Raw genomic sequence first — 22993 nt, forward strand, 5'->3', positions numbered from 1 at the left:
CGTGCAGAGAGTCGTCCAACAGGATCTCAACAGCATCGGGCAATGTGTGAGAGTTGACTCTCACACATTATGAGAGAACACTCTCACATCATGGAGCGTGGGAATCGCCTGGGCGATATCGAGATCACTGACCCGAAGGCCATGCGAGCGTTGGCGCATCCAGTACGGCTTGCGATCCTCGAGCGTCTGCAACGGCACGGGCCAGCAACGGCAACGCAGTTGTCACCGGATGTCGGAGCCACCCCGTCCGTGACCAGCTGGCATCTGCGCCATCTGGCGGGCTTTGGGCTGGTCCGCGACGCCGAGGCCGGAACGGATCGCCGGGAGCGGCGGTGGGAGGCTGCGGCACGGGGTTTCCGATTCGAGATGCCGGAGGACGAAGAGGGCCAGTCCGCCGCACGGGTACTGTCCCGGGAGATGTTCGCCCGCTCCGCCGGCCTGCCGCATCGGTGGGTGACCGAGACCGAACCTCAACTCGATCAGGTGTGGCGCAAGCCCGCGGGGCTGGCAAACACCCGCATAGTGGTGTCCCCCGAGGAACTCGCGGCCATCGAGGACGCGATCGAAAGCGTCCTCGCGCCCTATGTGACGCGCGACCCGGCGCAGCGACCGAGCGACAGCCGCGGCGTCCGGCTGTTGCGCTACGTTCTGCCGGAGGCCGCCGAGGAGCAGACGGGCGAGACGGCATGAACTCCCCGCAGGACACGGCTCCCTCGATATCACTGTGGCGGGACCAGCGCTTCGTTCGCTTCTGGGCCGGGCAGTCGGTTTCGCAGTTCGGCGACCGGATCTCCGAACTGGCGTTACCCCTGATCGCCGTGGCGGCGCTGCACGCCTCGGCCAGCCAGGTCGCATGGCTGACCGCGCTTGCCTGGGCCCCGAATGTCCTCGCCATCGTGCTAGGCGCCTGGGTCGACCACCGCGTCCACAAGCGCCGCCTGATGATCCTCGCCGATCTGATACGCGCGTGCGTGCTGCTCACCCTGCCCGTCGCATACCTGTTAGGCACCGTGACGCTTCTCCAGTTGTATGCCGTGGCGCTGCTGACCGGCGCCGCGGCGGTACTGTTCAACACCGCCTATCCGCCCTTCTTCGCCCACCTCGTGCCACGCTCGTCCTACGTCGACGCGAACAGCAAGCTCAGCGCCAGCCGATCCGCTTCCTACGTCGTCGGCCCCGCCGTCGGCGGTGCCCTCGTCCAGGTCCTGACCGCGCCCGTCGCCGTGATCGCTGATGCCCTGTCCTTCCTGGCCTCGGCCGCCCTGCTTGGGCCGATCCGGGTCGACGAACCAGCCATCGCTGCCGGTGAGACGGCAGGACCTTCGCTGCTGCTGCGGGCCAGAGAGGGGCTGGTCTTCGTAATTCGTCACCCGGTGCTACGGGCGAGCCTCGGCTGCGCGACAACCCTCAACTTCTTCACTTTCGTGTCAAGCACCGGCTTAACCGTCCTGTTCGCCGACCGGGTGCTCGGCCTTTCCGCAGGGACCATCGGGCTGGCATTCGGAATCGGATCAACCGGAGCTCTCGCGGGCGCGGTGATAGCCCCGAAGATCTCGCGATGGATCGGCGTGGGACGCAGCATCGCGGCAGGCGCCGTACTGTTCCCGGCCCCCATCGCCATCGCCGCCACCGCGAGCGGTCCCACATGGGCCCGCGCAGGGGCCCTGGGCGTTGCAGAGTTCCTCGCCGGAATCGGCGTGATGCTGTTCGATGTCAACCTCAACTCCCTGCAAGCCGCGGTGATACCGGACGGCATGCGCAGTCGCGTGGCCGGCGCCTACAGCACGGTGAACTACGGCATACGCCCCATCGGCGCCATCGTCGGAGGCATGCTCGCCACCCTCATCGGACTCAGGACCACCCTGATCACGGCCGCCGTAGGAGGAACACTGTCGCTGCTCTGGCTGCTCCCCTCACCGATACCGCGCATCCGCTCCCTGGCTCCGGACGATCCACTCGCCGCCGACGGCGGTACCGAGGCAGACAGCCGACCGGTACCTCAATGACACATAGGTGAAGCTCCCGGCCGCCCAGCACCTCCAAGAACTCGAAAGCCGCTGACCAAACTAGAAACAGGTACTAACGCCTCACCGACCCTGAACGACCCCACTGGACCGACAGTCCTGGGCCCGCGTCCTATGAGGTTCCTGCAACCCGGATGTGGCGCACGCTGGCGTCGACAGTTGTTCCCGTGATGGTGGTGAACCGAACCGGGGCCCGGGCGCATACGACGACGCGACCGAAGCTCGCGTGCTCAGCCGAGGCCGAGGCTGCTGAGCGCGGTGGTCCAGTCGGTGACGATGGCGTGCTGAGCGGCAGCCAGGGGGACCTTGCCGTTGCAGACCGCGGTGTGGAGCTTCGTCTCCACCGGGTCCTTCTTGTTGTTCACACCCGCTCCCGGCCTGTGGCCAGGGTCCGCGGGCTCCACCCACAGGTTGCGGTAGTCGTTGGGATCGCCTCCGAGCTGAAGGCTGATCAGGTGGTCGTACTCCGCATCCCCGAGGCGTCCGGTGTAGCCGTAGGAGGCGGCGTTCAGCAGCTTCTCCTTGCGGGTGACCGACTCCGGCGGCCGAATATCCCCGGTGTAGCCGCCCTTGCGGCAGATCGTCGACGTCAGATTCGCCTGGGTGACAGCCGGGGAGATCGCACCCGGCGTGCACGTGGTGTCCTCCAGCGGCTCCCCGTTCTCGTACCGGTAGTGGCAGCTGCCCGCCGGCGGCTGCTGCTGCACCGTGTACGTCGCCTGCGGCCCGGCACCCACCGCGATGTCCTGCCCCGCCGAACCCGTGGGCGCAGCGGCACCCGACGGCCCAGCCGCTGGGCTCCCGCTCTTCCCGGACCCCTCCGAGTCGGAGAGCGAACCCGACGAACAACCCGCCAGCAGCAGGCAGGAAAGCAGCACCAACGGCACGGCACGGCGGATGGAACCCATGACAACCCCTCACGAAAGCGTGACACCTGGGCGTATGCTCCCCCGCTCGAGTACCGTCCTACCGCGCAGGGGCGGGCGCGGAGGCGCAGGTGCGCGTCGGGGGTGGAGAGCCGATCCGACGAGGTGTCCTGCGAGGGCCGTCTCCTGCGGCTGGGGGCGATGGCTGTGCGCATTCGGGGATCGTTTGCCGATGGCTATGGAAGTCATCGAGGAGGTGCCCATGTGATCAACATCAATGAGTTTCGACGTCGTTCGGGAGACGTGCTTTCGTCCAGGTCGCGATGATCTCGGGTCTGCTCGCCGACCGGAGCGTCAATCCCCAGCCCCCACCGATCCAGGCGCTGGCCGAAGGCTTCGCGAGGACGGACCTGGACTGCACCGCACACAACTCGCGCTCTACTCCGGCCTCGTTCGATGCGGCCAAGGCTCCACCAGCAGGTCACGCCGGAGCGGAGGTGTCTCCTTGGGCAGGCACTTCCCCAGGATTGCCCCATACCGGCCAGTAAGTAGTTCAAACGGCTATAGGATCCCGCTGCACTTGCTCCACATCGAGGGGGATTCCTTTGCGCGCACGTCTTGCTGCCTCGGCCGTCGCTGTTGCCCTGGCCGGCGTTTTCTTCAGCGCACCGACCGCTTCGGCGGCGACACTGCCGTCCACCAACACGGCCCACCACTGCGTCCACCACACCACCGGGGTGTGCGGCTGGACGCACCATCAAAGGCCGAAGGACAAGTACGAGACGGCGAAGTGCAAGGACGACTCCCTGTCGTACTCGCGGCACTCGCAGGGCACCTGCTCGCACCACCACGGCGTGAGGTACTGGTTCAAGTAGACCGCCTCAACGCAGGTCGCCTCCTCGGCGCCCAGAGAAGGCGACCTGCCCGGGTTCACCATCGGCCCGATACCCGGAGCATCCTGGACTTGCAGCGAGACAGCCCGGCCGGCGAGGCGACGCGGCATCATCCCGAGCGGGCCGCGTCAGAGGCACATCAGGCCGCCGTCAGAAGCTCCTGCCAAGGTTGTTCACGTGAGCGGCGCGGGACACCCCTGGGGCCGGGAGCAGGGAGAGGTGCCCGGAGTGGTTGATCGGGGACCAGCGAGCATGCCTCACGGTCGGGCCCCACAAGGCCCACGCAGGTTCGAATCCTGCCCTCTCCGCCAGGCGGCATTCCGCAACACCGGACTGCAGCATCCCCCGATTCCCGCTCTGTCTGCGCTTCCGTGAAGCCCGGTGGCCGTTCGCCGCCCCGCCTCCTTCGGCCCCGGCGTCGACGTGCATGATCCACGCGTGGGCTCGGTGCAACCGGATGTGACCTGGCCGTATCCCGACGACATCTTTCCTCGGGAACTGCTACTGAACTTGAACTCGTGATGTCGGCCGGGGGCCTGTTGTGCCGCCATGACCGCTGATCTACACGCCGGTGCTCTCCAACCGGGAGGCTACGATCGCGACGAAGTGTTGCAGGACGGCGAACGGCAGTGTTTGCGCCTCGTCGAAGGAGACCATAGGTGACTTCTGCTCCTCTGGGGCATAGACAACCACCGTCACGGCTGTCGGCCCCGGAGCCGGTGAAGCAGGCACGGAAGGGGCTCCGCCCGGAAGCATTCGGGCCTCGCTGAGCTCGAAATAACTGATCCGGCCATCACCCGCGCCAGTCTCAGTGGACAGAGCGCAGTACAGATCACCATCGTAGTCCCAGGTCACCAAAGACATGGCGGTGATGCTGCCATACCTGCCGTCGCCAGTGGCTGGCATCAGCATCACCGCGTCGTCAGCGGGCCGGATCGAAGCTCAGCCCAGTGCCGAGAAGGCAGCCATCGACCACATCAGGGCGGTACTGGCTCTGCTTGAGCCGGTGCATCACGGCCCGGTGGTGATCTGACCGAGGCCTGCCGCGGCAAGGTTGCCGATGTCGCGCTTGACCAGCGACCAGACACCCTCCCCGCGGGTTGAGGTCGGGAACGTAGGCCGGCAGCTGGAACACGGTGAAGTGCCGTACCCTGTGCGACTTACCACCCGCGCGGGCGAGGTGACGGCGTATCACCCGGCAGTGCACCCGGCGCTCCGGTATGAAGATCACGTCCTGTTCGTGATCTTCGAGAGGAAGCCATCGTGCGCCTCCCCCGCCTCGCGTCGGCCGCCACCGTCTCCGCGCTCGCCGCCCTGCTCGCGCCGGCTGCCGCCCACGCCGCCACCGCGCCGCCCGCCCACACCGCTTCGCTGCAGCGGCACGGCCCGGGCGACACGATCACCCTGCCCGTCCGCGACGCCCTGGCCGCACTCACCGTCGATGACGAGAACCGCACCGGCTACTCCCGCGACAAGTTCAAGCACTGGACGGACGCCGACAAGGACGGCTGCAACACCCGCGCCGAAGTCCTCCTCGACGAGGCCGTCGCCAAGCCCGGCGTCGGACCCCGCTGCACTCTCACCGGCGGCTCCTGGTACAGCCCGTACGACGACCAGTACTTCGACAACGCCAGCAAACTCGACGTCGACCACCTGGTCCCCCTCGCCGAAGCCTGGGACAGCGGCGCCTCCGCCTGGACCCCCAAGGAACGCGAGCTCTACGCCAACGACCTCGACGACGAGCGCGCCCTGATCGCGGTTTCCGCCGCCTCCAACCGGTCCAAGGCCGACCAGGACCCTTCCACCTGGCTGCCCCCGTATGCCGGCTACTGGTGCACCTACGTCACCAACTGGGTCGCCGACAAGACCCGTTACCGGCTGAGCATCGACCCCGCCGAGCAGACCGCCCTCGCCGAACGCCTCGCCGCCTGCCCCGACCAGCCCATCACCGTCACTCTCGCCCGGTAGACAGACGTCGACCTGGCCGCCCCATTGGGCAGCGCAGCCGGCCAGGGTGCCCCACCCTCACGTGTCCCCGCAGCAACCCGGCACCCGAGCCTGCGGGACAAGGGTCCCAGGCCGACTACGGCTTGGGACCCTTCCTCGAAGACTCAGGCTGCCTGTCGGCTCGTCCGGTCAACAGCTCCGGGTATGGCTCGGCCTGGGTGAGTACCACTCGCTGTCACCGGCCTGCTCCTGTGTGCGAGGCGGCCGGACCTCACGCGGTCTAGCACTCGGCGCAGCCCCGGCGCGGTCAGTTGGTGCAGGTGTCGAGCATGGTCGACAGCGCCGACTTCTCCCCGTCCGTGGTGGTCAGCTTCCAGACGGACTTGATGTGCGTGTAGTCCTTGGCATAGGTGCACCAGAAGGCGTGGTTGGTGGGCTTCCAGTCGGCCGGCCCGCTGTCGGACTTGGAGGCGTTGGCGGACTCCGAGGCGATCAGCAGCTGGGGGTCCTTGAGGTCGTTGCCGAAGTCCTTGCGCTGGTCCGCGGTCCACGTGTCGGCGCCGGAGCGCCAGGCTTCGGTCAGCGGGACCATGTGGTCGATGGTGGCCTGGGCGACGTCGGTGACGGTGGTGTCGTCGTAGACGGAGTACCAGGAACCGCTCGAGGGCTGGCAGCTGCCCGGCTTGTCCTGCACGTCTTTGCCGTCACGGGCCAGGACGGCCTGGCGGGTGGTGCAGCCGTCCGGCTGGGTGGACCAGATGTCGAACTTGTCCCGGGCGTAGCCGTCCATCGAGTGCGGGGTGGCCACGGTGAGCGCGGCCAGCTCTGCGCGTGCGGTTGCCGTCGGGGGTGGCGCGGGCGGCTCCGCGAGGGCCGGGGCGGCACAGATGCCTATCAGGAGCAGGGTGGTTGCGGGCAGGCCGTAGACGGCGCGGCGCATGAAGTCTCCAATGATGGTGGGGGGTTGGAGATGCGCACACGAGGAAACCGCAGTCCCGGCACGGTTCGCTACGCGCGTTGACCAGATGCGACAACTCCCCCACGCGGCGGCCTTCACCCCACGGTCACCCACCGCAGCTTGCACCGGCCCCGTGCGCCGGCCTGACGACCGTCCCCTGGCTTCCACCGGGGCATGAGTTCGGCATAGCCCCTGCCCAGGCCGGCTAGCGCCCGTAACCAGCGTGGTCGGCACCCGTTAGGCCCGGCATGGACGAACTCGTCGATCCCGTAGCCGGCATGCCTGAACTGCACGAACCACGCCTGCCTCTGCTCACTCTCTCGGAAGCACACGAGTTGCTAGACGTCCTCCACCACTTCGGCACGACCGACCACGACTGGGGAGCGCAAGCGCGGCACCTCACAGCCCGCGTCCCCTCACGCGACGCCTGAACGTCGTCGGTGTCTCGGGATTGGGGCTCGCAACCTGCGCCAAGATCCTGGGAGCGCTGGAGTCGCGTCCAGACACCGATCGTCCTCGCGACGAGGCTACTGGTATCGCGCCCATGATGGAGTTGTTCACCGACGCCGACATGGACCAAGTCCCGCCGCTCGTCAGCCCGCCCCCCTTACGCATGCCTCATACACGCGGCATCCCGCACGGATCACCGGCCGTCAACTCCCGCCTACACCACTCTTTGAAGGTCAGTAACATCGGCTTGGTGGACATCATTTGAGGGCCTTCACGGCGTCATCTCTGGACAGCTCAAGCAGTGATTCCTCGGAGTAGTCCTGAATGTCGCTGACGTAGGGCGGGATGCCGGGGCGGCTTGTGCAGAAGGTGACGTTGGCCGTGAGGGTGTCGTCCGACAGGCCGCCCTCCGACAGGGAAACGTATCCCAGGAGTGGGTGCTCGCTTTCCTCAGGGGCAGCCTGCAAGGCCAGGCAGGCGTAAGCGATTGAGCGCCGCAGAAGTCGATTCTGCCTTTCGGGTCCTGAAGCGGGAAGGTCGTAGTCCATCATGCCGCGCCCGTTCACTGTGGCTTCGAAGTGAACAATGTCCTCGAATTCTCCAGCGGTGGATCCGTGGTACCCCGCCTGCAACGCAGAGAGCAGGTAGGCGCCGCTCCCGTCCACGGTCCAGCCTTCCTCCGCGATCGCACGATACGCGGCAGGGACGTCGTCCGGATGGACCGAGGACAGCTCGGCACCGGCAAGGCTGAGCATTCTCTCGTTCATTCTCATTGCTAATCCTCTCCCAAAACCCTGAGCCCCTTGCGGATGCCCGCTTCGAAACCAGGAATCTTGCCGACTTCCCGTTCAACCGAGCGCGGCAGTCCGTCGAACTTCCCTTCGTCGAAATTGTACTGATACTTCGCAGTGGGGTTGCTCTGGTCCTGGAAATGCAGCTGCCCGGCCCGCTGCCCTGGGTTCGGGTTCTCAACGTCGATCCGGTACGGCCCGTGGTTCCACATGGTCTTGCTTGTCACCTGGGTCCCATTGGCTCCGATCATGCTGCTCGGCGGGCGTTCCTTGATCCCGTACAACTCGCGCATCTCGCGAATCCGCCGCTCCACCGCGTCGGGGTGGTACGGATCGTTCTTGAAAGCAGGCTGGGAGGTGTATCCCTCGGGCGGCTCGCACTTCAGCCCGAGCGGGTCGGCCCACATGTGGGGATTGGGCACGTAGGCGGCCGGGTTGGGCGCCGGAACGAGTCCGAGGGGGTCGGGGGTGACGTAGCGGGCGGTTTCGGGGTCGTAGTGACGGAAGTAGTTGTAGTGAAGGCCGGTTTCGGGGTCGTGGTACTGGCCGGGGAATCGCAGCGGCGTGTATGCCGTGCTGTTCTTCGCCCATGTGGTGCTGCCCCACAGGGTGGCACGAGTGCGCCAGGCGATCTCTCCTCGCTCGTCGAGGAGTTCGCTCGGGGCGCCGACGAGGTCGGTGACGATGGCGAAGAAGCGGGAGTCGATCTCCTGCTGGGGTGCGTCGACCGCGACGATGCGTTCGGTCTGCGTGACCGGCCGTAGGCCCTGGTGGTCCCAGGTGAGGGTGACCTGGTGGGGCAGGTCGGTGGATGTGGTGGTCTGCTCGCACAGAACCGTGCCGTCCCAGGTGAAGTCGACTCGCTCGACGAGGGTTTCGCCGTCGTCGGCGAGGCGGAGTTTGGCGGTGCGCCGGCCCAGCGGATCGTAGGTATAACGCCAGCGGGTGTCGTCCGGGGTGGTCACGGAGGTCAGGCGGTCTTCGGCGTCCCAGGTGTAGCGCCAGGTGTCGGGTTTGCGGGACAGGCGGGTCTTCTGGCGCAGGGTGATGCGGCCGAGGCCGTCGTGTTCGTAGCGGGCCTGGCCGGCGCGGGTGAGGCTGGTACCCGTGTATGTGCGCTTGCCGATCGCTTCTTGGCCGGGATGACCTGTTGGCCAGGAGGCCGACGTCTGGTTGCCCGCCGCGTCGTAGGCGTAGGTCTCGGTCCAGTTCACCGCATGGACGGCCGTCACCCGGCCGGTCACGTCCAGATCGAAGCGGCGCGTGCCCGAGAGCTGGTCCTGGATGCCGATCAGGTGGCCGTCGGCGCGGTATGTGTACCTGCGGTGCTGCGTCCTGCGACCGGCCGGACCCAGCACGGACTGGGATGTCAGGCGGCCGAGGGCGTCAAAGGAGTGCTCCAGGGTGATGTGCCCCAAGCGGCGGCCAAGCTCGCGGCCCGCCTGGTCGTAGACGAAATCGATGCTCCAACCGGAGCCGGTCATGCTGGTGCGGCGCCCGGCCGCGTCGTAGGACCAGGTCGTCGTGGCGCCGCTGGGGGTGGTGCGGCCGGTACGGCGGCCGAGCTCGTCGTAGGCGTAGTTCAGTGCCCGGCCGTTGACCGCTTCCGAAACCATACGACCGTGGCGGTCGCGCAGGATGGTGAGCGTGGTGCCGTCCGGACCGGTGGCTTGCGCCAGCTGGTCGGTGAAGTCGTAGGCGTACGTCGTGACCTGTCCGGCGGCGTCCTTGCGCACTATCTGGCCCAGTCCGTTGCGCTCGAAAGCGATCGTCTGGCCGAGAGCGTTGGTGCGCGAGACCAGGCGGCCTGCGGAGTCGTACTCGTAGGTGAGGGTTCGGTTGTCGAAGTCTGTCTCCGCGACCAGCCGCCCGGCCGCGTCATATGCGTAGTTCCAGGTAAGGCCCTGAGGGTTGGTGACCTGCGACAGGCGTAGCTCGGTGTCGTGCTCGAACTCGTAGCGCGCCCCGTCCGGGCCGGTACGGGCGGTGGGCAGGTCGAAGTGCGTGTACTCGAACAGACTCACGCCCCCGACCGGGTCGGTGTGGCTGGTGCAGTTGCCCTCACCGTCATATGTCCACGACTCACTCGTGCCGTCGGGAGCTGTACGCCGGGACAGTCGGCCCTCTACTGTCCACTCCAGCCGTGTGGTGGCTCCGGTTGGATCAGTGATCGCAGCGGTGCGGCCGAAGGCGTCGCGGTCGTATCGCGTCACCGCGCCCAGGGGGTCGGTGACCGTCAACGGCAGTCCGGCCCGGTCGCAGACGATGCCGGTGGTGTTGCCGAGCGGATCAGTCATCGACGTGGGACGACCACCCTCGTCGTAGCCGAGGCGGGTGGTCTGACCAGACGGGTCGGTGACCGAGGTGAGGTTGCCGCGTTCGTCGAAGGTCTGCCGGGTGACCGTGCCATCCGGATTGACCAGTTTCACCGGCAGGCCAAGGGCGTTGTATTCAGCCCGTACCTCGCGGCCGTCCTGGCGGGTCGCTGCGACTAGGTTGCCTGCGTCGTCGTAGCGGAACGAGGTCGTATGCCCGAGGGGGTCGGTCTGGGACAGCAGCCGGTTGTAACGGTCGCGCTGGTAGCGGGTGACCGCGCCGAGTGCGTCCGTCTCCGCGATCACCTGACAGCGCCGGTTGATCAGGTAGTGGGTGATGTGACCGTACGAGTCTGTGACGGTCGTCGTGTGTTCGCCGGTGCCGGGGTCGACTGCGCCGTAGGCGAAGGTTGAGCGCAGGTGGCCCGCAGCGCCCGATTGGTGGGTGCAGCGGTCCTCGTCGTCGTAGGCGTAGCTGAAGTGGCTGTCGTTGGTGTCGGTCCAGGAGGTGATGCGGCCCAGTTCGTCGCAGACGTACTGAAGAGGACGGCCCGAGGAGTTGACGACCTCGGTGAGGTGGCCGTCGGTGTAGCCGTAGCGGATCAGTTCCTGGTCCCCACCGTCTTCGGCCGCGCTGGCCAGGTGAAGCGCGGTGACACGGCCGGCCGCCGTGGATATGCGCAGGTGATAGCCGCCGCTGTAGGTGAGAGACCGGGGTGCGCCGTCGGCGTCGTACTCGAACGTGATCCAGTTGCCGTTGCGGTCGTCGAGCTGCTCGAGCACTGCCAGAGTGTCGGAGCGGTCGGTGAAGTGCCGTATGTGGCCCAGCTTCTGGTCTGTCAGCGTGTAGCCGCCGTCCGTGCGCTCGAGTGGCCAGCGTGGGCCGTGGCTGGGCAGGGTGGGCACGCCCGGGGCCGGGTGTGGGTAGGCGAGCACCAGGCCGTCCTCGCCGACGAGGACAACACCCGCCGCGTCGACCTCCAGGCGCTGGTCGAGCGTTGAGGACCAGGTCGGGCCGAACCAGCCGCCCAGCCGGTACGACGACTCGAACTGGCGCTTGACGACCAGAGGCAGCTGACCCGGAAGCGAGACGTCGGTCTGTGGCAGTACCATCCAGCCGGTTGCGACATCGACGGGGTCCTTCTCGCAGATCTTTGCGCCCGGCTGCCGCGACACGTTCTCGGCCCCGTCCTCCACCGCGTTCCGCGCGGTCTTGCGCAGGCCCTGCTCCGCAACCCCCTCCATGCCCTCTTTCAGAGCGAGCCGCATCCCACCCCGGGCCAGTCCCGCGCCTTTAGTGCCGATGAGTTCCGGGATGAGCCGGCCGACGAACTCCGACGGATCCTTCTTGAAACCGTCCACGGCGGCCTGCACGACCCGTTCGGGGTGGGAGGCCGTGGAGACCAGGCCGGCGAGCGTCATGTTGACGTTCTGGAAGTAGGCGGCCGGGTGGGTGAGGTTGTAGGGCTCCATGGGGTTCAGGCCACGGGCGAAGTTCAACAGCCCGGCCGTGCCCTTGAGGGCTCCGCCAACCACGTGGGTGAGTTCGGTGTTGACGGCCTGGTAGCCGTCGGTGAAGTCGCTGCGCAGGCGCTCCAGCGGCGGGGGCTCGGCCGGCGCGTGCGCGAGGGCCGCCTTCACCTTGCCCTGCGCCGCGGAGGCGGCAGTGTTGCGCTGCTTGCGCGCCTCCGCGAGCTTCTGCACGGCCGCCTTGACGTCGGCCTTCCCCGCGTTGTGGTCCTGCTCCGGCTTGGGGCCCGGGTCCTCGTCCGCCTTGACCTTGGCGTTGTACGCGTCGACCTTCTTGTTGTAGGCGTCGACCGCGTCCTTAGAGGCCTTCACACCCTTCTTGTAGAGCTCGATGGCTTCCTTGGCTTGCCCCTGCGCCCACTTGACGGTGTCCGCGTACGACTCCAGTGCCCCCGCCGCCGATGCGCAGGCTTCGGCCGCCTGGGCCCACTTGGTGGGATGGACGCCGAATTTCTCCCGGAAGGCGTCGCCGCCCTCGCCCTGCCAGCCGGAGGAGTCGACCTTCTTCAGGCCCGAGCTGACCTTGTCGAATGCGCCGTGGAAGTCCTTCAGGTGCTTAGCGCTCTCGCGGATCTTGTCCGGGTTGCCGTGGACGAGCTCGTTGGCCTCCTCGGTCTGGCCCAGCTGCTGCTCACCGGGGGTGGCGCCCAGGTCGGAGGCGACCTCGTCGCCCCAGTCCTCCACACTGTCGGCCCAGTCGTGCGCACCGACCTTGTCCAGGCCTTCGCCCACCTTGTCCGTGGCCCAGTCGACGCCCTCGCCGAGCTTCTTCTTGCCCTTGTCGTAGAGGTCCTCCGCGCCGCCTAGAAGCGAGTTGGTCAGGTCGCCGAGTCCCATCAGCCCTCACCGCCCTGCTGCTCGGCCGCCTTGGCGCGGGCCTCGGGAGAGGGGCCGAAGGTGTCGTCGAGGTACTGGTTGTACTCCTCGTCCGACACCCCGAACGCACCATGGAGGTCCTCCGGGTTCAGGCCCGGCACCGGTCCGATGGTGTGCGAGGTCATGACGTCCCGGCCCGCGTCCTTCCAAGCCTGCCCGCTCTTGTCCATGGCCTGGTCGAAGGACTCCTTGCTGTAGTCCACGTTGCCGCCGTACACCCCGGACTTGGCGATGTCGCCCCAGCCCATCTTCTCGACGTCCTCCTCGGAGGCGTACGGATTGCCGATGGCCGCGTTGGTGACGACCTTGAAGGTGCCCTCGACGTACTTGTCGTTCTCGTAGTACGTGCCGGCCGACAGACCCGTCTTCACGGCGAACCCGTTGCCCTCGTTGATCAGCGACCGCACGCCCCACTCCCAGCGCTCGCAGAACGACTTGAACTCCCCCGTCAGCGCTTCGTGGCCGAGCTCCAGCCCGGACAGGGAGATGTCGTCGAAGCCGCGCCCGGCCCCGGCCTCGCCCACCATGCCCAGCTCCTTCAGCTCGCCCAGCGCCTCGGTCAGCCCCTTGGCGATCAGCGCGAGCCCCTCGGTCTTCAGATCCTTGCCGTCACCACTCATGCCACGCCCCCCGCGTCCCTGTCGGCATCCATGTCGAAGTCCAGCGCCGCCTCGTCCGGCACGATCCCGCGCACGGGCGGGAACACCATCCCCTCTTCCCCGTCCGCGCAGTCCAGCGCCACCCCACAGGGCACCCCGGCCGCGGGCACCGCCACATCCAACAGGCGCGCGCCGAGAACGGTCTGATACGTCCACTCGCGCCCCGCCTCGCCGCGCGCGACGGCGTAACGGGCCAGAGCCTGCTCGTCCGAGAAGGCCAGGATGAAGCGGATGCCGTTGAGGTCTGCGGTCAGCAGGCCGCGTTCCTCGTCCGGTCCGGGGCCGTCACCCAGCGGGACGAGCACGGAAGTGCGGCGGAACTCACCGAGCAGGGCCGCGAACGCGCGTCTGCGAGCGGCCACTTCGGGACTATCGAGTGCGGGTTCATGAGATGGCTCCGGAACCGGTGGCTGCTCACTGTGCTGTGGTTCCCGCTCCTGGTGCTCGCGCGAAGGCGCCATCGGCGCCTCTGTCATCTCCGCGTAGTCCGCAAGTCGCGACCGTGGAATCCGCTGCGGCCCGTCGACCGCACCCCCGTGCTCAGACATGAAACACATCATCACAACTGCACACCGCAAGCCGCAAACGGCAGCCGGAGGAGTCGTCGCTTTCGTGTCAGCCATGCAAGCAGGTGACGGACGGCCATGCGGGAGGAGGGCTTCGGCCAACGCCTCCATGCCAACTCCACGCAGCAGCGCAGCGGTATGCCGGACTGGTCGGTGCCCCGCTCAGTTGCTGGCCTCTTACGAATCAGCTGCGACCGCTGCGGGCCCGGCTGCCCTTCATCCATGACCACGGCCGTCCCCTGTCCGACTGAACAGGGACGGTCGCAAGCCGAGTGTCACTTCTTCAGTTTGTCGAAGTCCAGGACCTCGTCGCCCGGCGGGGGCGTGACGGTCACAGGCTCGTTGAACGCCGAGTACTCGAGCGAGCCGGGCGCAGTGCCGCCCTCGACGGTCATCCTGAGCGGGTAGGGCTCTCCCTTGGCGGATACGAGGATGGTTCGTGTCCCCCCGGAGCCTTCCTTCCCCGTGAGCGTCACAGCAGGTATGCCATCGACCTCGGTTTCCGCGCCTCTGCTGAGGGGGCTGTCCTTCTGGAATGCGTTGAAGTCGCAGGCGTAGAAGTCATCGCCCGCCTTCGCGGCCTGTTCCGGCACCGCGAACCATCGTCCCTTGAACATCTCGGCGAGGGCGTTCGTCTCCTTGGGTGACGAGCCCTTCCTTCTCCCTGACTGCTGCCAGAACTTCTTGTCGCCCTTCATGTACCTGTGACCGCGGACCACACGGAGTTCAGTGTGCGCGCCTGCAACAGCGAAGGTCCCCTGACAGCTGCCTTTCCCGGCGACAGTGAAGTCGACGGTCATCTCCACGCCGTGGCTGGTTCTGCCGCCCTTGACCCTGAACGACTTCAGCTTCGTCATGGCCAGCCGTGACTTCCCGGCAATCTGGGCCGCGCTCAACCCCTCGAACAGCTTCGCAGGCGACGGCGTTGCGGAAGCAGAGTGTCCTGCCACCTCGGCATTGGCCTTCTTGTCCTCTCCGCACGCGGTGAGCGCCACCACTGCCGTCACGCACAGGGCCGCAGCCACCAGAAGAGTACGATTAGTCACCTTTATTTCCCCTTAAACAATCCGACAAAGGGATACAGCCACCAGCGCCTGATACGGCTCACTAGTGACGCGATGCCCTCCCCAACGTGCCCAAAGCGTTGCCCGCCGGCGAAAGCGGCTGCCGTCTGTCGTGCCGCCAGGCGCCATAGAGCCGAACCGGTCGGGGGTCTCCACCGTGATCTTGTACCTGGTCACACCGACGGAAAGCATGCGCGCACGCCCAGACGCCATCAAGCCCCCTCCCACACGCCGCTCCCCCGCATCACGTGAAGGGGGAACTGGCGACCCAAAAGCAACAAAGGCAGACCAACGAGCCGAACCGACTGGCCATAGCTCAGTATCCAGTCGACTCGACCGAAAGTTGATCAGTGAAGCGAGACTGTAGACGTCATGAAGAAGCCGTGAACAGGGGGAATGCTGAACGGCCCCCACACGGGCAGGTGATGTCGATCACGACCGGGGCCCCGAGGTAGCCCTCCCCTGTCAGCGCAGGTATCCGCTGGCGGGATTCACGGATCACACGCGAACCTTCAGACGATCGCCATCCTGCTTGTCGCGCTGATGGCCATGACCGCCGCTGCTTGAGGTAGCTCAGACAGCGCTCGACGACGCTACGACGGCGGTAAACAGCCCTGCCGAAGCCGCACCGGCGGTCGCCGCGGTGCATCCAGCCGCCACCGGTCGAAGCGCTCGCCGGATGTGCGCCTTGATTCCGCATCTGCGCAGGACCCTGAACTGGCGCCCCGTACGCCGGCTACGGGTGCACCGCGTCACCGGCCGGGGGCGCACAAGCCCTGCTGCCAGCTGAGTCCCGACTCTTCAGCTGCTCTGCCAGGGGTGTCGTGAATCCAGGACAGGCCGCCAAGGTCCAGACGCTGGCGGGTACGAGTGACAGCTACGTAGGCCAGGCGTGCTTCGGCGTCGTCGATCGGCTCGGGGGCAGTCGCGGGATCGCTTGGTTCTCCCGGCTGCTGGTGCTGCTTGGGGCGGGCGAAGTCGTCGGCGATCAGGACGCACGGCCATTCCCGTCCCTTGGCTTTGTGGGCGGTGGAGATAGTGACCTGGGCGTGTGGTTCGGGGACGAGTTGGGCGACGGCGGCGAGGATGGCGTCGGCGCCGTGGCTGTCGACGAGGTTGACCAGCGGCTGCAGGTCGCGTCCGGCTGGGTCGTGGGCGGCGTAGTCCTGCAGATCGCCCCAGCAGGGGAAGAGGAGCAGTTCGGGATGGTGGGTGCGGCGGCCTTCTTTCAGGTCGCGCGCAGCCTGGGCGAGAGCGTGCAGGCTGTCACCTCCCCCGGCTAGAGCAACCTGGTATCCGTCGGCCATGAGGGTCATCACCTGGGCCATGGCACCGACGTTGGTGCGGCACAACACAGCATCGGGGCTGGCGACAGGGCCGATCTCGGTGGACACGGCTGGGGTGCCGGTGAGGCGGATGGGGGCATCGGCCAGATGCAGCCAGCGGTTGGCTTCCTCGGCGAGGTCGGGTCCGAAGCGGAAGGACTGCGACAGGGTCAGCTGGGTCCCGTTGAAGCCGGTCATGACGTCTTTGGCGCCGCGCCAGTGATAGATGGCCTGGGCGGAGTCGCCGACCATCACGAGCTGGGCGTGGTCGCGCTGGGCGAGGAAGATCTCCTCCACGACGGGGTTGGTGTCCTGGGCCTCATCCAGGAGCAGGAAGTCGGCGTCGAGTTTCGGCCGGGTGAGGGCCCAGATCTTCAGGTAGTGGTCGTGTTCGAAGCGGACACAGCCGTCGTCGGGGTTCTGCAGGTCCGTCCAGGCCTTGCGGGCCACCGGGACGATGTGGGAGGCGAGTTCGCGGTGCAGATCCTTATCTTCCAGGCCGCGTAGCTTCGGGACGTGGTGGCGAGCGATCTCGGTGTCGCTGGTGTGGCAGAAACGGTTCACGGTGCGCAGGAGTGCGTTGGACAGGGCCCGTTGGGAGACTTCGCGTTCGCCGATGCGGACGGCTTTGGTGAGGCCGAGGGCCTGTCCGGTCTGCCAGGCCGGGCGGCGTGGGGCGTTCAGACGGGGGGTGTAGTGGTGGCCGACAGCGGCGTAGGCGAGGGCGTGGGTGGTCTTGCACTGCACGGTGCGCGGGAAGCGGGCGGCGGCGTCCTGTGCGATGGCCCGGTTGTAGGCGAGGCAGCGGCCGCGACGTCGGGTGGAGCGGGCGAGCAGGGCCAGCATGGTGGTCTTGCCGGTGCCGGCTCCGGCTTGCACGGCAAGGTGTTCGCCGGCGTGGAAGGCGTCGGCCGCAGCGGTCTGTTCATCGGTGGGCTTCATGACGTGGGGTCCTTGGGGAGTCGGGCAAGTGCATGCCCGACGGCGGAGAGCAGATGTGCGGGGCTGGTGTGGGCCAGCAACTGGCGCACCTCCTGATGGAGGCGGTCGATCTCACGCTCGGCGTGGTGGGCCAACGCACGGTGCACAGCCAGTTCCATGAAGCATTCCGAGGTCAGGCCCGCTCGGCGGGCTTCGGCCTTCACGGCGGCGTGTGCATCAAAGGGGAAGGCCACGTTGAGCAGCACCTTGTGCTCCGCGTCCGGGTAGTGCGTGGTGATCACGTCGATGGGCAGCAGTCCCCCGAGCTGGTGGCGCAGCCGGCGTGCCGCCCGGTGGGGCGTCTTGGCGTCGACGAGGGCCATGAGCCGGGTGGTGCCGTGGTTGGCCGCGAGCGGCATTCTGCGGCACACGGCGTCGAGTTCAGCCTGGTTCAGGGCACGGGTGAGGGTGATCTCCAGAGCGTGGTGCGGCATCTGTCACCGTCGGCGGGGGCGGTGCTGCTTGGGGGCCGGCAGCTGGGTGTGGATGTGAGCCGTGTGGAGGAGCGGGTCGAAGGGCTGCCAACCGGCCAGGGCCAGATCGGCGGCTGCGGGGGTGGCGGCGTGGACGGTGCAGCGTTGGGCGCGCCAGCGCAGTTGCTCCGCGTAGGGCAGGCGGCTGAGGTCGTAGACGGCCATGTGTGTGTCGGGCAGGGTGAGTTGGCCGCGTCGGGGCTGAGTGGGAAGCAGCATCCAGCGTCCTGCGGAGCGGGCCGGGTCAAGGATGGGGTGTGTGCAGCGGTGTCTTTGGCGGGTCTGAGCGACGCAGCGGATGTCTTCGATGGGGCCTTCGCCGAGGTAGTTGACGAGAAGGATGCGGACGACGGGGCGGGCGGGGTGCCTGTCGTCGCCTTCTGGGGCTGCGGTGGCGGGGGTGCGGGGTTGAGGGGTGAAGGCACCGGTGTCGATCAGGCGCCGGGAGCGAAGGGCCAGCTGGCGGTGCAGTGGTGTGAGGCGGGGGTTGCTGGTTCGGGAGTGGGGGGTCTGCTGGGGGCAGAGGGTGGCGTGCGGGATGCGGCACCATCCGCTGCCGTCGTCGTGGGGGTGGGCGATGCCGCCGCTGAGGTGCCAGCGGCAGGCTTGGGAGACGTCGGCGGTGGCTACTTCCGTGGGGTGCAGGGCGATGGGCCGGTCGTCGGGGCGCGGGTACCAGTCGATGCGGTTGCCGCAGTGGCGGCAGCGGCCGGTCTGTCCGGTGCGCAGCAGGCGGCTGGGGCTGTTCGCGGCGATCTGTAGAGAGCGGCGGGGAGGGGTGTGGCGGGGGCTGCCGTCCCAATGGCTGCCGGTGTGTGGGGGGTGGGGGCGCATGGCGGTGACCGTGCCAGGTGCCGCGCTGGTGGCTGGTGGCGGCTTTCGGAGATGTCACGCGATCGGCCCAACATGCGGGAACGCATGCCCGGTGTATGGATCTGTCGTTCGATGCCGTCTCGCCTGTGCGGGTGATTCTCTCCCGGCGTCACGAGCGGCTGGCGGCAACGCCGGGTCAGGGCTGTGGTGCGCCGGGGGTGGGGTGTCCCTCGCACAGGGAGGTGAGGAAGCGTTCGATGGGGACGTCGAAGGCGTGGGCCAGGGCGTGCCAGGTGGTGAGGCTGCCGGTGGTGCGGCCGTGTTCGAGGTCGATGAGGGTGCGCCTGGCCAGGCCGCTGTGTTCGGCGAGTTCGTCGAAGGTCCATCCGCGTTCGCCCCTGAGCCGCGCGAGTTCGAGGCGCAGCGCGGTGAGGTTGGGGTCGGGCGGGATGATCGTCACCCCACCATCCGACGGTGCAGACCTCTGCCCTGTCAGTGCAGACCTCTGCACTATTTGTCCCGGAGGGATGCGAGGGCCACGGTGCAGAGATCTGCACTACCGTGCGTCCGTCCCGGGACGCCTGGCTGCAGGCATTCGCGGAGTCCTGCGGCGCGGACAGAAAGGAGGACGGTCAGCCGATGAGGCTCGGCGGTGCCGCAGTGCGGCGGATCTGGACGGTGGAACTGCGTCCACGGGCAGGCGGGCCGAACCTCGTCTGCGCCCATTGCACCGCCCGCACATCCGCGTGTGAGGCCGCATCCGCACGGTCCGCCGCCCTGGCCCACCTGGCCCGTCACGCGCGCGCTGACGCGTTGCCCGGGCATCTGCGCACATGCCAGTGCCGGGCTCAGGGCTGCCGCTGGCATCCGCGCCACCGCGGCTGCGCCGGCCCGGTACTGCTCGCCCTCACCCGGGACCACAGCGGCCGCACCTGGCGGCTGGCCGACGCCTGCGCAGCCTGCGCGGCCGCGACCAGCCACACAGCCATCGTCCCGGACACACAGCTCGGCAGGCCCCACTCCCCCGCCCCGCCGGCGCCTCCACGTGGCACTCACCGGCTTGGGGAGGAAGAACGCACACGGGCACGGGAGACACTCACCTACCTCGCCACCGCGCTGCCCCGGTTCACCTCCCCCGCCGCCCGCATGCTCGCCCTGCAATGCGCCCTGCGTGCCGACGCCCGTGGCCACGCCCGCCTGCCCGCGGGCCTGCTACGCAGCATGCGCCTGCACGGACGCACGGAAATCTGGGAGGAACTCGCCCACGGAGCCTGGCTGCAGTCCCCCGATCTCAGGTCAACGCGGGTGGAGGTGCAGCTGCTCGACGCCGCGGTCCTGGAGCAGGTCCCGGGTCGAAGGGCGCGCTGTCGCGCCGCCCACTGGGCGCTGCACCCCACACCATTGCACCTGCCCGCGGCCTCGCCGCCCGCACTGCGACTGATCACACTCGTCCTGGCCGCACACACCGGCGATCACACTGTCCACAGCATCGACATGGACGCACTCACCCGCCTGAGCGGGCATTCGACCCATCAGACCGCAGAGCTACTCGATCGGCTGGTCGCCGTGCACGCGCTGGCAGCCTGGCACCCCAACCAGTACACCGACGAGGTGTTGTGGCAACCGTTCGTGCAGCACTCAAAGGTGCGGCCTGCAGCACGGCGTGCGCGGCCCATCATCCGGTAGCGCACCTTCGCGCAGGTCCCGTACCAGAGCCCTATCACCGGAAGGTGTTGCTCGCACAGCAAAATCAGGGCCTTCCACCCGTATCATCGCCGCACCAAGGCACGCCGCGGCCGGAACATCTTCCCTGACCCGCTGCAACCGCCCGGCAGAGCTTCGACCCGGCCCCCAACCGAGGAGAGACCGATGTCTGAAGAGACGGCTACCGCCACCGAGTTGGCTTCGCAGTACATCAGCCAAGTGGCCAACGACCTGGAAGCCAACGTCAAGGAACAAGAGCGCATCACGGCAGAACTCACCGCGCTCCAACAGCAGTTGGTCACGCTGCAGCGCAACCACTCCGTGCTGATGGGCATGCAGCAGGCACTCGGCGTCACGACCCCGCCCGCTGAACCCGCCAAGGCCGACCGCACCGCTGTGCCCTCCCCCAGGAAGAAGACCACGGCTGCGCCCAGCAAGCGGCGACCGGCGAAGACGGCCACCGCAAAGCCGCCCGCCACCAAGAAGCAGTCCGTCAGGAAGCCTGTTACCAAGAAGGCGGCCACGAAGACGGGGACCACCCTGGTTGACCTCATCCACGGTCACGTCATCGAGCAGAGCGAACCCCGCTCCGCGGCGGAAATCGCCGAGGCACTCGGCCATGCGCACCCCGACCGCAACATCAAGACCACCGTCGTGCGCACCACCCTCGAAAACCTCGTCGCCAAGAGCCTGGCCCAGCGGACCAAGCAGGGCAGCTCCGTCTTCTACACCGCCGCCCATGCGCCGGAGCCGACAGCGGCACCCGCAGCCGAGGTCCAGCCCGAAACTGCCGGATAAGCCGCGGGACCCTCGGCTGCCCGCATGAAGCGTGCCCGCCTGCCGTCTGGCGTTGGTCAGCGCTCCCGGGCGGAAGCTCCGTAGCGGTCGGTCTGGCGGAGCACCACCAGGTCCTGTGCCGGTGCGGACCACACCTGGATGAGGTACCACTCGGTGATCTCGTCCGGGGCGAGGTCGATGGCGGTGTCCCGGCCTCGGGCGTGGAGGCGCAGCCGGTAGTCGCCGGGGCCGTCGAAGGACGGGACGGGCAACTCCTCGTCGAGGTCGGCCATCAGGCCTCGCACCATGAGTTCTGCCGATACCGAGTGCAATGACAGTTCGACGGTCTCGTCCCACCCGGTGTGCTCTGGCTGGGGTGCATTGGTGTGGAAGTGACGGTGACTTCGCCGGTGCGGATGCCGGTGAGGACCGCCGCGACGCCGTCTTGGGATGCTGCCGGGCCCTAGCTGGTGCCGGTGCCGGTCCGTGTCGTGCTGCCCACCGATCCGATGCTCGGGCATGAACCGCAGCGTGTCGTCGCACGGCTGTGGAAGCGGCGGCAGACGCTGAACGCGGTGGCGCTCAGCCGATCAAAGTCCGCAACACGGGCACGCTGCCGCCAGCGCTGATCAGGCCTGTGAGTACCGCTCCTGCCGCCGAGGTGCCGGTCAGAAAGGTGAGGCCTGCCACCACCAGACCGATCACCGCCGCGGTCAGCAGGACGAGGGCGGTGTGCAGTGACAGGAACGGGCCGGACGGCGGGGGCGGGGCGGAACTCACTTGTTTCTCCCAGGTGTTGACCAGTCGGTGCCCGCTCCTATGTCGCGCGCGCCGCACCGCCCCACGGGCGTTTCCTCGGCCGCGTCCGCCATAAAAGATCTTGAAGAGATTCCGTGGGATTCCCTGCCTGAGCGCACTTACAAGAGCAGACCGCTGGACAACAGGAAAGGGGAGGGCATGCAGGGCGACGGCGTGGATGGCCTACCGGGGGTCGCGCACGTCCGGGACTTACAACCTGCAGGCTGTCCCGGAGAGCATGAACTGGGCGCGCCAGTATGAGAGATGACCTGGACAGGGTGGGCCCCGGCCGGCAGCCGGACGATCCCGGCCGCAGGAGGAACGACCGGAGGCTGGTTCGCCTGCTGGCCCAGGACGGCTTCCGGGGGCCGCGCTACGACCGGTTCGAGGAGAAGCTGGCCCGCTACGGCATCTCGGTGCTGCGCGCCTGGATGCACTCCGGGTTCATCTTCCAGCTGGTCGCCGAGCGCGGCCTCGGGCTCAGGCCGCACGAGCGGGAGCTGGAGGAGCTGGCCTCGAACAGCGACCTGCGGGAGGAGTTGGCCACCATGACTGTGGCGTGCGCACTGGCCCGGTTCCGGCAGCGCGCCCTCGTCGAAGGCGGCTGGACCTTCGAGGGCGGCGCCAGCATCACCACCTACTTCATGGGGGCCTGCGTGTATGCCTTCCCCAACGAGTTCCGCAGATACCGGGCGAGCGAGCAGCGGCACCGTCGGGCGCTCCAGCGGCAGCAGCAAGTGTATGAGTTGCCCGTCAGCCCGCTCAGCACTGCCGACGAGGTCCTCGGCCCACAGCGCGTGCGGGACGCGCTGAAGGAGATCAGTGACCCGCGCGCCCGGGCAGCCCTGGCCCTTGTCCTGGACGGCTATACGCACGAAGAGATCCAGGAACTGCTGGAGGCAACGTCCGTCCGTGCCATCGAGGGGCTGCTGTACCGGTGGAGAGTGAAGGCCAAGCGGGACGAAGAGGGTGAACAGCGTGGATAGCCGCAATGACGACTTCGACGCGCTGATGGAGCAGTCGTCCCTCGGCGCCCAGGGGGTCCGTCAGCTGAGCGAGCGCACCTCCGCCGAACAGGTACGGGTGGCCCGCCGCATCGCTGAGCTGCGCCGCCAGCTTGCGCACGGCGAGGGAGAAGGCGAGGACGGTCTTGAGGCGGCCCGGGAGATCCGGCAGCTGCTGG

Annotated in this window: 21 protein-coding genes and 2 pseudogenes; 8 read left to right on the plus strand and 15 right to left on the minus strand. The window is 67.9% G+C overall.

The genetic code is table 11. From position 1 onward, the window contains the following. Positions 1-90 precede the first annotated feature (90 nt). Together BEK98_RS00040 and BEK98_RS00045 are read left to right on the plus strand one after the other, a co-directional pair. A complete protein-coding gene (locus BEK98_RS00040) occupies positions 91-690 on the plus strand; it encodes an ArsR/SmtB family transcription factor (protein WP_094214229.1) in 600 nt (199 codons plus the stop codon). Beyond that, positions 687-2006 (plus strand): MFS transporter, encoded by a 1320-nt coding sequence (locus BEK98_RS00045; protein ID WP_094214230.1) that lies wholly within the window; start codon positions 687-689, stop codon positions 2004-2006. Before BEK98_RS00040 ends, BEK98_RS00045 begins: the two co-directional genes overlap by 4 nt. A gap of 248 nt (positions 2007-2254) precedes the next feature. Here BEK98_RS00045 and BEK98_RS00050 read toward each other — a convergent pair whose 3' ends face one another. After that, positions 2255-2932 (minus strand): hypothetical protein, encoded by a 678-nt coding sequence (locus BEK98_RS00050; protein ID WP_094214231.1) that lies wholly within the window; start codon positions 2930-2932, stop codon positions 2255-2257. 563 nt (positions 2933-3495) lie between these two features. On the opposite strand from BEK98_RS00050, the gene BEK98_RS00055 reads away from it, so the two are divergent. Further along, entirely contained in the window at positions 3496-3765 is a 270-nt protein-coding gene (locus BEK98_RS00055) for a DUF3761 domain-containing protein (RefSeq protein ID WP_244201664.1), read from the plus strand. A gap of 231 nt (positions 3766-3996) precedes the next feature. Beyond that, positions 3997-4094 (plus strand): annotated as a pseudogene (locus BEK98_RS48815). A 250-nt stretch (positions 4095-4344) separates the two neighbouring features. On the opposite strand, the gene BEK98_RS00060 reads toward BEK98_RS48815, so the two are convergent. Continuing rightward, positions 4345-4647: a hypothetical protein gene (locus BEK98_RS00060; protein WP_143684052.1), complete on the minus strand. Its 303-nt coding sequence runs from the start codon at positions 4645-4647 to the stop codon at positions 4345-4347. 58 nt (positions 4648-4705) lie between these two features. Further along, positions 4706-4921, minus strand: a pseudogene (locus tag BEK98_RS51215) (IS630 family transposase); the annotation flags it as partial. Between the two features lie 125 nt (positions 4922-5046). On the opposite strand from BEK98_RS51215, the gene BEK98_RS00070 reads away from it, so the two are divergent. Next, positions 5047-5751, plus strand: coding sequence for an HNH endonuclease family protein (locus BEK98_RS00070; protein WP_094214233.1), 705 nt, complete (start codon positions 5047-5049; stop codon positions 5749-5751). Between the two features lie 286 nt (positions 5752-6037). Here the strand turns inward: BEK98_RS00070 and BEK98_RS00075 are convergent, their stop codons facing one another. From BEK98_RS00075 to BEK98_RS00125, 10 genes are all read right to left on the minus strand, one after another. Continuing rightward, complete coding sequence (locus BEK98_RS00075) at positions 6038-6670, minus strand: HNH endonuclease family protein (RefSeq protein ID WP_094214234.1); 633 nt, start codon at positions 6668-6670, stop codon at positions 6038-6040. Between the two features lie 725 nt (positions 6671-7395). Then, positions 7396-7905: a hypothetical protein gene (locus BEK98_RS00085; protein ID WP_094214322.1), complete on the minus strand. Its 510-nt coding sequence runs from the start codon at positions 7903-7905 to the stop codon at positions 7396-7398. 8 nt (positions 7906-7913) lie between these two features. Continuing rightward, positions 7914-12611, minus strand: coding sequence for a putative T7SS-secreted protein (locus BEK98_RS00090; protein WP_244201665.1), 4698 nt, complete (start codon positions 12609-12611; stop codon positions 7914-7916). Beyond that, positions 12611-13270: a hypothetical protein gene (locus BEK98_RS00095; protein ID WP_094214236.1), complete on the minus strand. Its 660-nt coding sequence runs from the start codon at positions 13268-13270 to the stop codon at positions 12611-12613. The genes BEK98_RS00090 and BEK98_RS00095 overlap by 1 nt, the downstream gene beginning before the upstream one ends. Continuing rightward, a complete protein-coding gene (locus tag BEK98_RS00100; RefSeq protein ID WP_425276573.1) occupies positions 13267-13671 on the minus strand; it encodes an SseB family protein in 405 nt (134 codons plus the stop codon). Before BEK98_RS00100 ends, BEK98_RS00095 begins: the two co-directional genes overlap by 4 nt. 479 nt (positions 13672-14150) lie before the next feature. Then, a complete protein-coding gene (locus BEK98_RS00105) occupies positions 14151-14900 on the minus strand; it encodes a hypothetical protein (protein WP_094214237.1) in 750 nt (249 codons plus the stop codon). Positions 14901-15691: 791 nt separating this feature from the next. After that, positions 15692-17206: a UvrD-helicase domain-containing protein gene (locus BEK98_RS00110; RefSeq protein WP_094214238.1), complete on the minus strand. Its 1515-nt coding sequence runs from the start codon at positions 17204-17206 to the stop codon at positions 15692-15694. After that, a complete protein-coding gene (locus tag BEK98_RS00115; RefSeq protein WP_094214239.1) occupies positions 17203-17679 on the minus strand; it encodes a hypothetical protein in 477 nt (158 codons plus the stop codon). The genes BEK98_RS00110 and BEK98_RS00115 overlap by 4 nt, the downstream gene beginning before the upstream one ends. Before the next feature lie 3 nt (positions 17680-17682). Beyond that, complete coding sequence (locus BEK98_RS00120) at positions 17683-18552, minus strand: DUF6083 domain-containing protein (protein ID WP_094214240.1); 870 nt, start codon at positions 18550-18552, stop codon at positions 17683-17685. Positions 18553-18727: 175 nt separating this feature from the next. Further along, on the minus strand, positions 18728-18991 hold the full coding sequence (locus BEK98_RS00125; protein ID WP_094214241.1) for a helix-turn-helix transcriptional regulator: 264 nt from the start codon (positions 18989-18991) through the stop codon (positions 18728-18730). A gap of 179 nt (positions 18992-19170) precedes the next feature. Between BEK98_RS00125 and BEK98_RS00130 the strand changes: the two genes are divergently transcribed. Together BEK98_RS00130 and BEK98_RS00135 are read left to right on the plus strand one after the other, a co-directional pair. After that, positions 19171-20217: a hypothetical protein gene (locus BEK98_RS00130; RefSeq protein ID WP_244201666.1), complete on the plus strand. Its 1047-nt coding sequence runs from the start codon at positions 19171-19173 to the stop codon at positions 20215-20217. A gap of 183 nt (positions 20218-20400) precedes the next feature. Beyond that, on the plus strand, positions 20401-21033 hold the full coding sequence (locus BEK98_RS00135) for a BlaI/MecI/CopY family transcriptional regulator (protein ID WP_094214242.1): 633 nt from the start codon (positions 20401-20403) through the stop codon (positions 21031-21033). A 56-nt stretch (positions 21034-21089) separates the two neighbouring features. Here the strand turns inward: BEK98_RS00135 and BEK98_RS00140 are convergent, their stop codons facing one another. Both BEK98_RS00140 and BEK98_RS00150 read right to left on the minus strand, forming a co-directional pair. Then, entirely contained in the window at positions 21090-21305 is a 216-nt protein-coding gene (locus tag BEK98_RS00140; protein WP_094214243.1) for a hypothetical protein, read from the minus strand. A gap of 289 nt (positions 21306-21594) precedes the next feature. Next, the gene (locus BEK98_RS00150) at positions 21595-21792 is read right to left on the minus strand and encodes a hypothetical protein (protein ID WP_094214244.1); all 198 of its coding nucleotides are present in this window, start codon (positions 21790-21792) and stop codon (positions 21595-21597) included. 275 nt (positions 21793-22067) lie between these two features. Between BEK98_RS00150 and BEK98_RS00155 the strand changes: the two genes are divergently transcribed. Next, positions 22068-22796, plus strand: a complete 729-nt coding sequence (locus BEK98_RS00155) for an RNA polymerase sigma factor (protein WP_107428240.1) — start codon at positions 22068-22070, stop codon at positions 22794-22796. The last annotated feature ends 197 nt before the right edge of the window (positions 22797-22993 follow it).

This window comes from Streptomyces diastatochromogenes (assembly GCF_002242805.1).
GTDB classification, from domain to species: Bacteria; Actinomycetota; Actinomycetes; order Streptomycetales; family Streptomycetaceae; genus Streptomyces; species Streptomyces diastatochromogenes.

Bases quoted from the DNA above. Each gene is read 5' to 3' on its own strand.
- BEK98_RS00040 (WP_094214229.1), top strand. From the start codon at position 91: ATGGAGCGTGGGAATCGCCTGGGCGATATCGAGATCACTGACCCGAAG.
- BEK98_RS00045 (WP_094214230.1), top strand. From the start codon at position 687: ATGAACTCCCCGCAGGACACGGCTCCCTCGATATCACTGTGGCGGGAC.
- BEK98_RS00050 (WP_094214231.1), bottom strand. From the start codon at position 2,932: ATGGGTTCCATCCGCCGTGCCGTGCCGTTGGTGCTGCTTTCCTGCCTG.
- BEK98_RS00060 (WP_143684052.1), bottom strand. From the start codon at position 4,647: ATGTCTTTGGTGACCTGGGACTACGATGGTGATCTGTACTGCGCTCTG.
- BEK98_RS00075 (WP_094214234.1), bottom strand. From the start codon at position 6,670: ATGCGCCGCGCCGTCTACGGCCTGCCCGCAACCACCCTGCTCCTGATA.
- BEK98_RS00085 (WP_094214322.1), bottom strand. From the start codon at position 7,905: ATGAACGAGAGAATGCTCAGCCTTGCCGGTGCCGAGCTGTCCTCGGTC.
- BEK98_RS00090 (WP_244201665.1), bottom strand. From the start codon at position 12,611: ATGGGACTCGGCGACCTGACCAACTCGCTTCTAGGCGGCGCGGAGGAC.
- BEK98_RS00095 (WP_094214236.1), bottom strand. From the start codon at position 13,270: ATGAGTGGTGACGGCAAGGATCTGAAGACCGAGGGGCTCGCGCTGATC.
- BEK98_RS00110 (WP_094214238.1), bottom strand. From the start codon at position 17,206: ATGAAGCCCACCGATGAACAGACCGCTGCGGCCGACGCCTTCCACGCC.
- BEK98_RS00115 (WP_094214239.1), bottom strand. From the start codon at position 17,679: ATGCCGCACCACGCTCTGGAGATCACCCTCACCCGTGCCCTGAACCAG.
- BEK98_RS00120 (WP_094214240.1), bottom strand. From the start codon at position 18,552: ATGCGCCCCCACCCCCCACACACCGGCAGCCATTGGGACGGCAGCCCC.
- BEK98_RS00130 (WP_244201666.1), top strand. From the start codon at position 19,171: ATGAGGCTCGGCGGTGCCGCAGTGCGGCGGATCTGGACGGTGGAACTG.
- BEK98_RS00135 (WP_094214242.1), top strand. From the start codon at position 20,401: ATGTCTGAAGAGACGGCTACCGCCACCGAGTTGGCTTCGCAGTACATC.
- BEK98_RS00140 (WP_094214243.1), bottom strand. From the start codon at position 21,305: ATGGCCGACCTCGACGAGGAGTTGCCCGTCCCGTCCTTCGACGGCCCC.
- BEK98_RS00155 (WP_107428240.1), top strand. From the start codon at position 22,068: ATGAGAGATGACCTGGACAGGGTGGGCCCCGGCCGGCAGCCGGACGAT.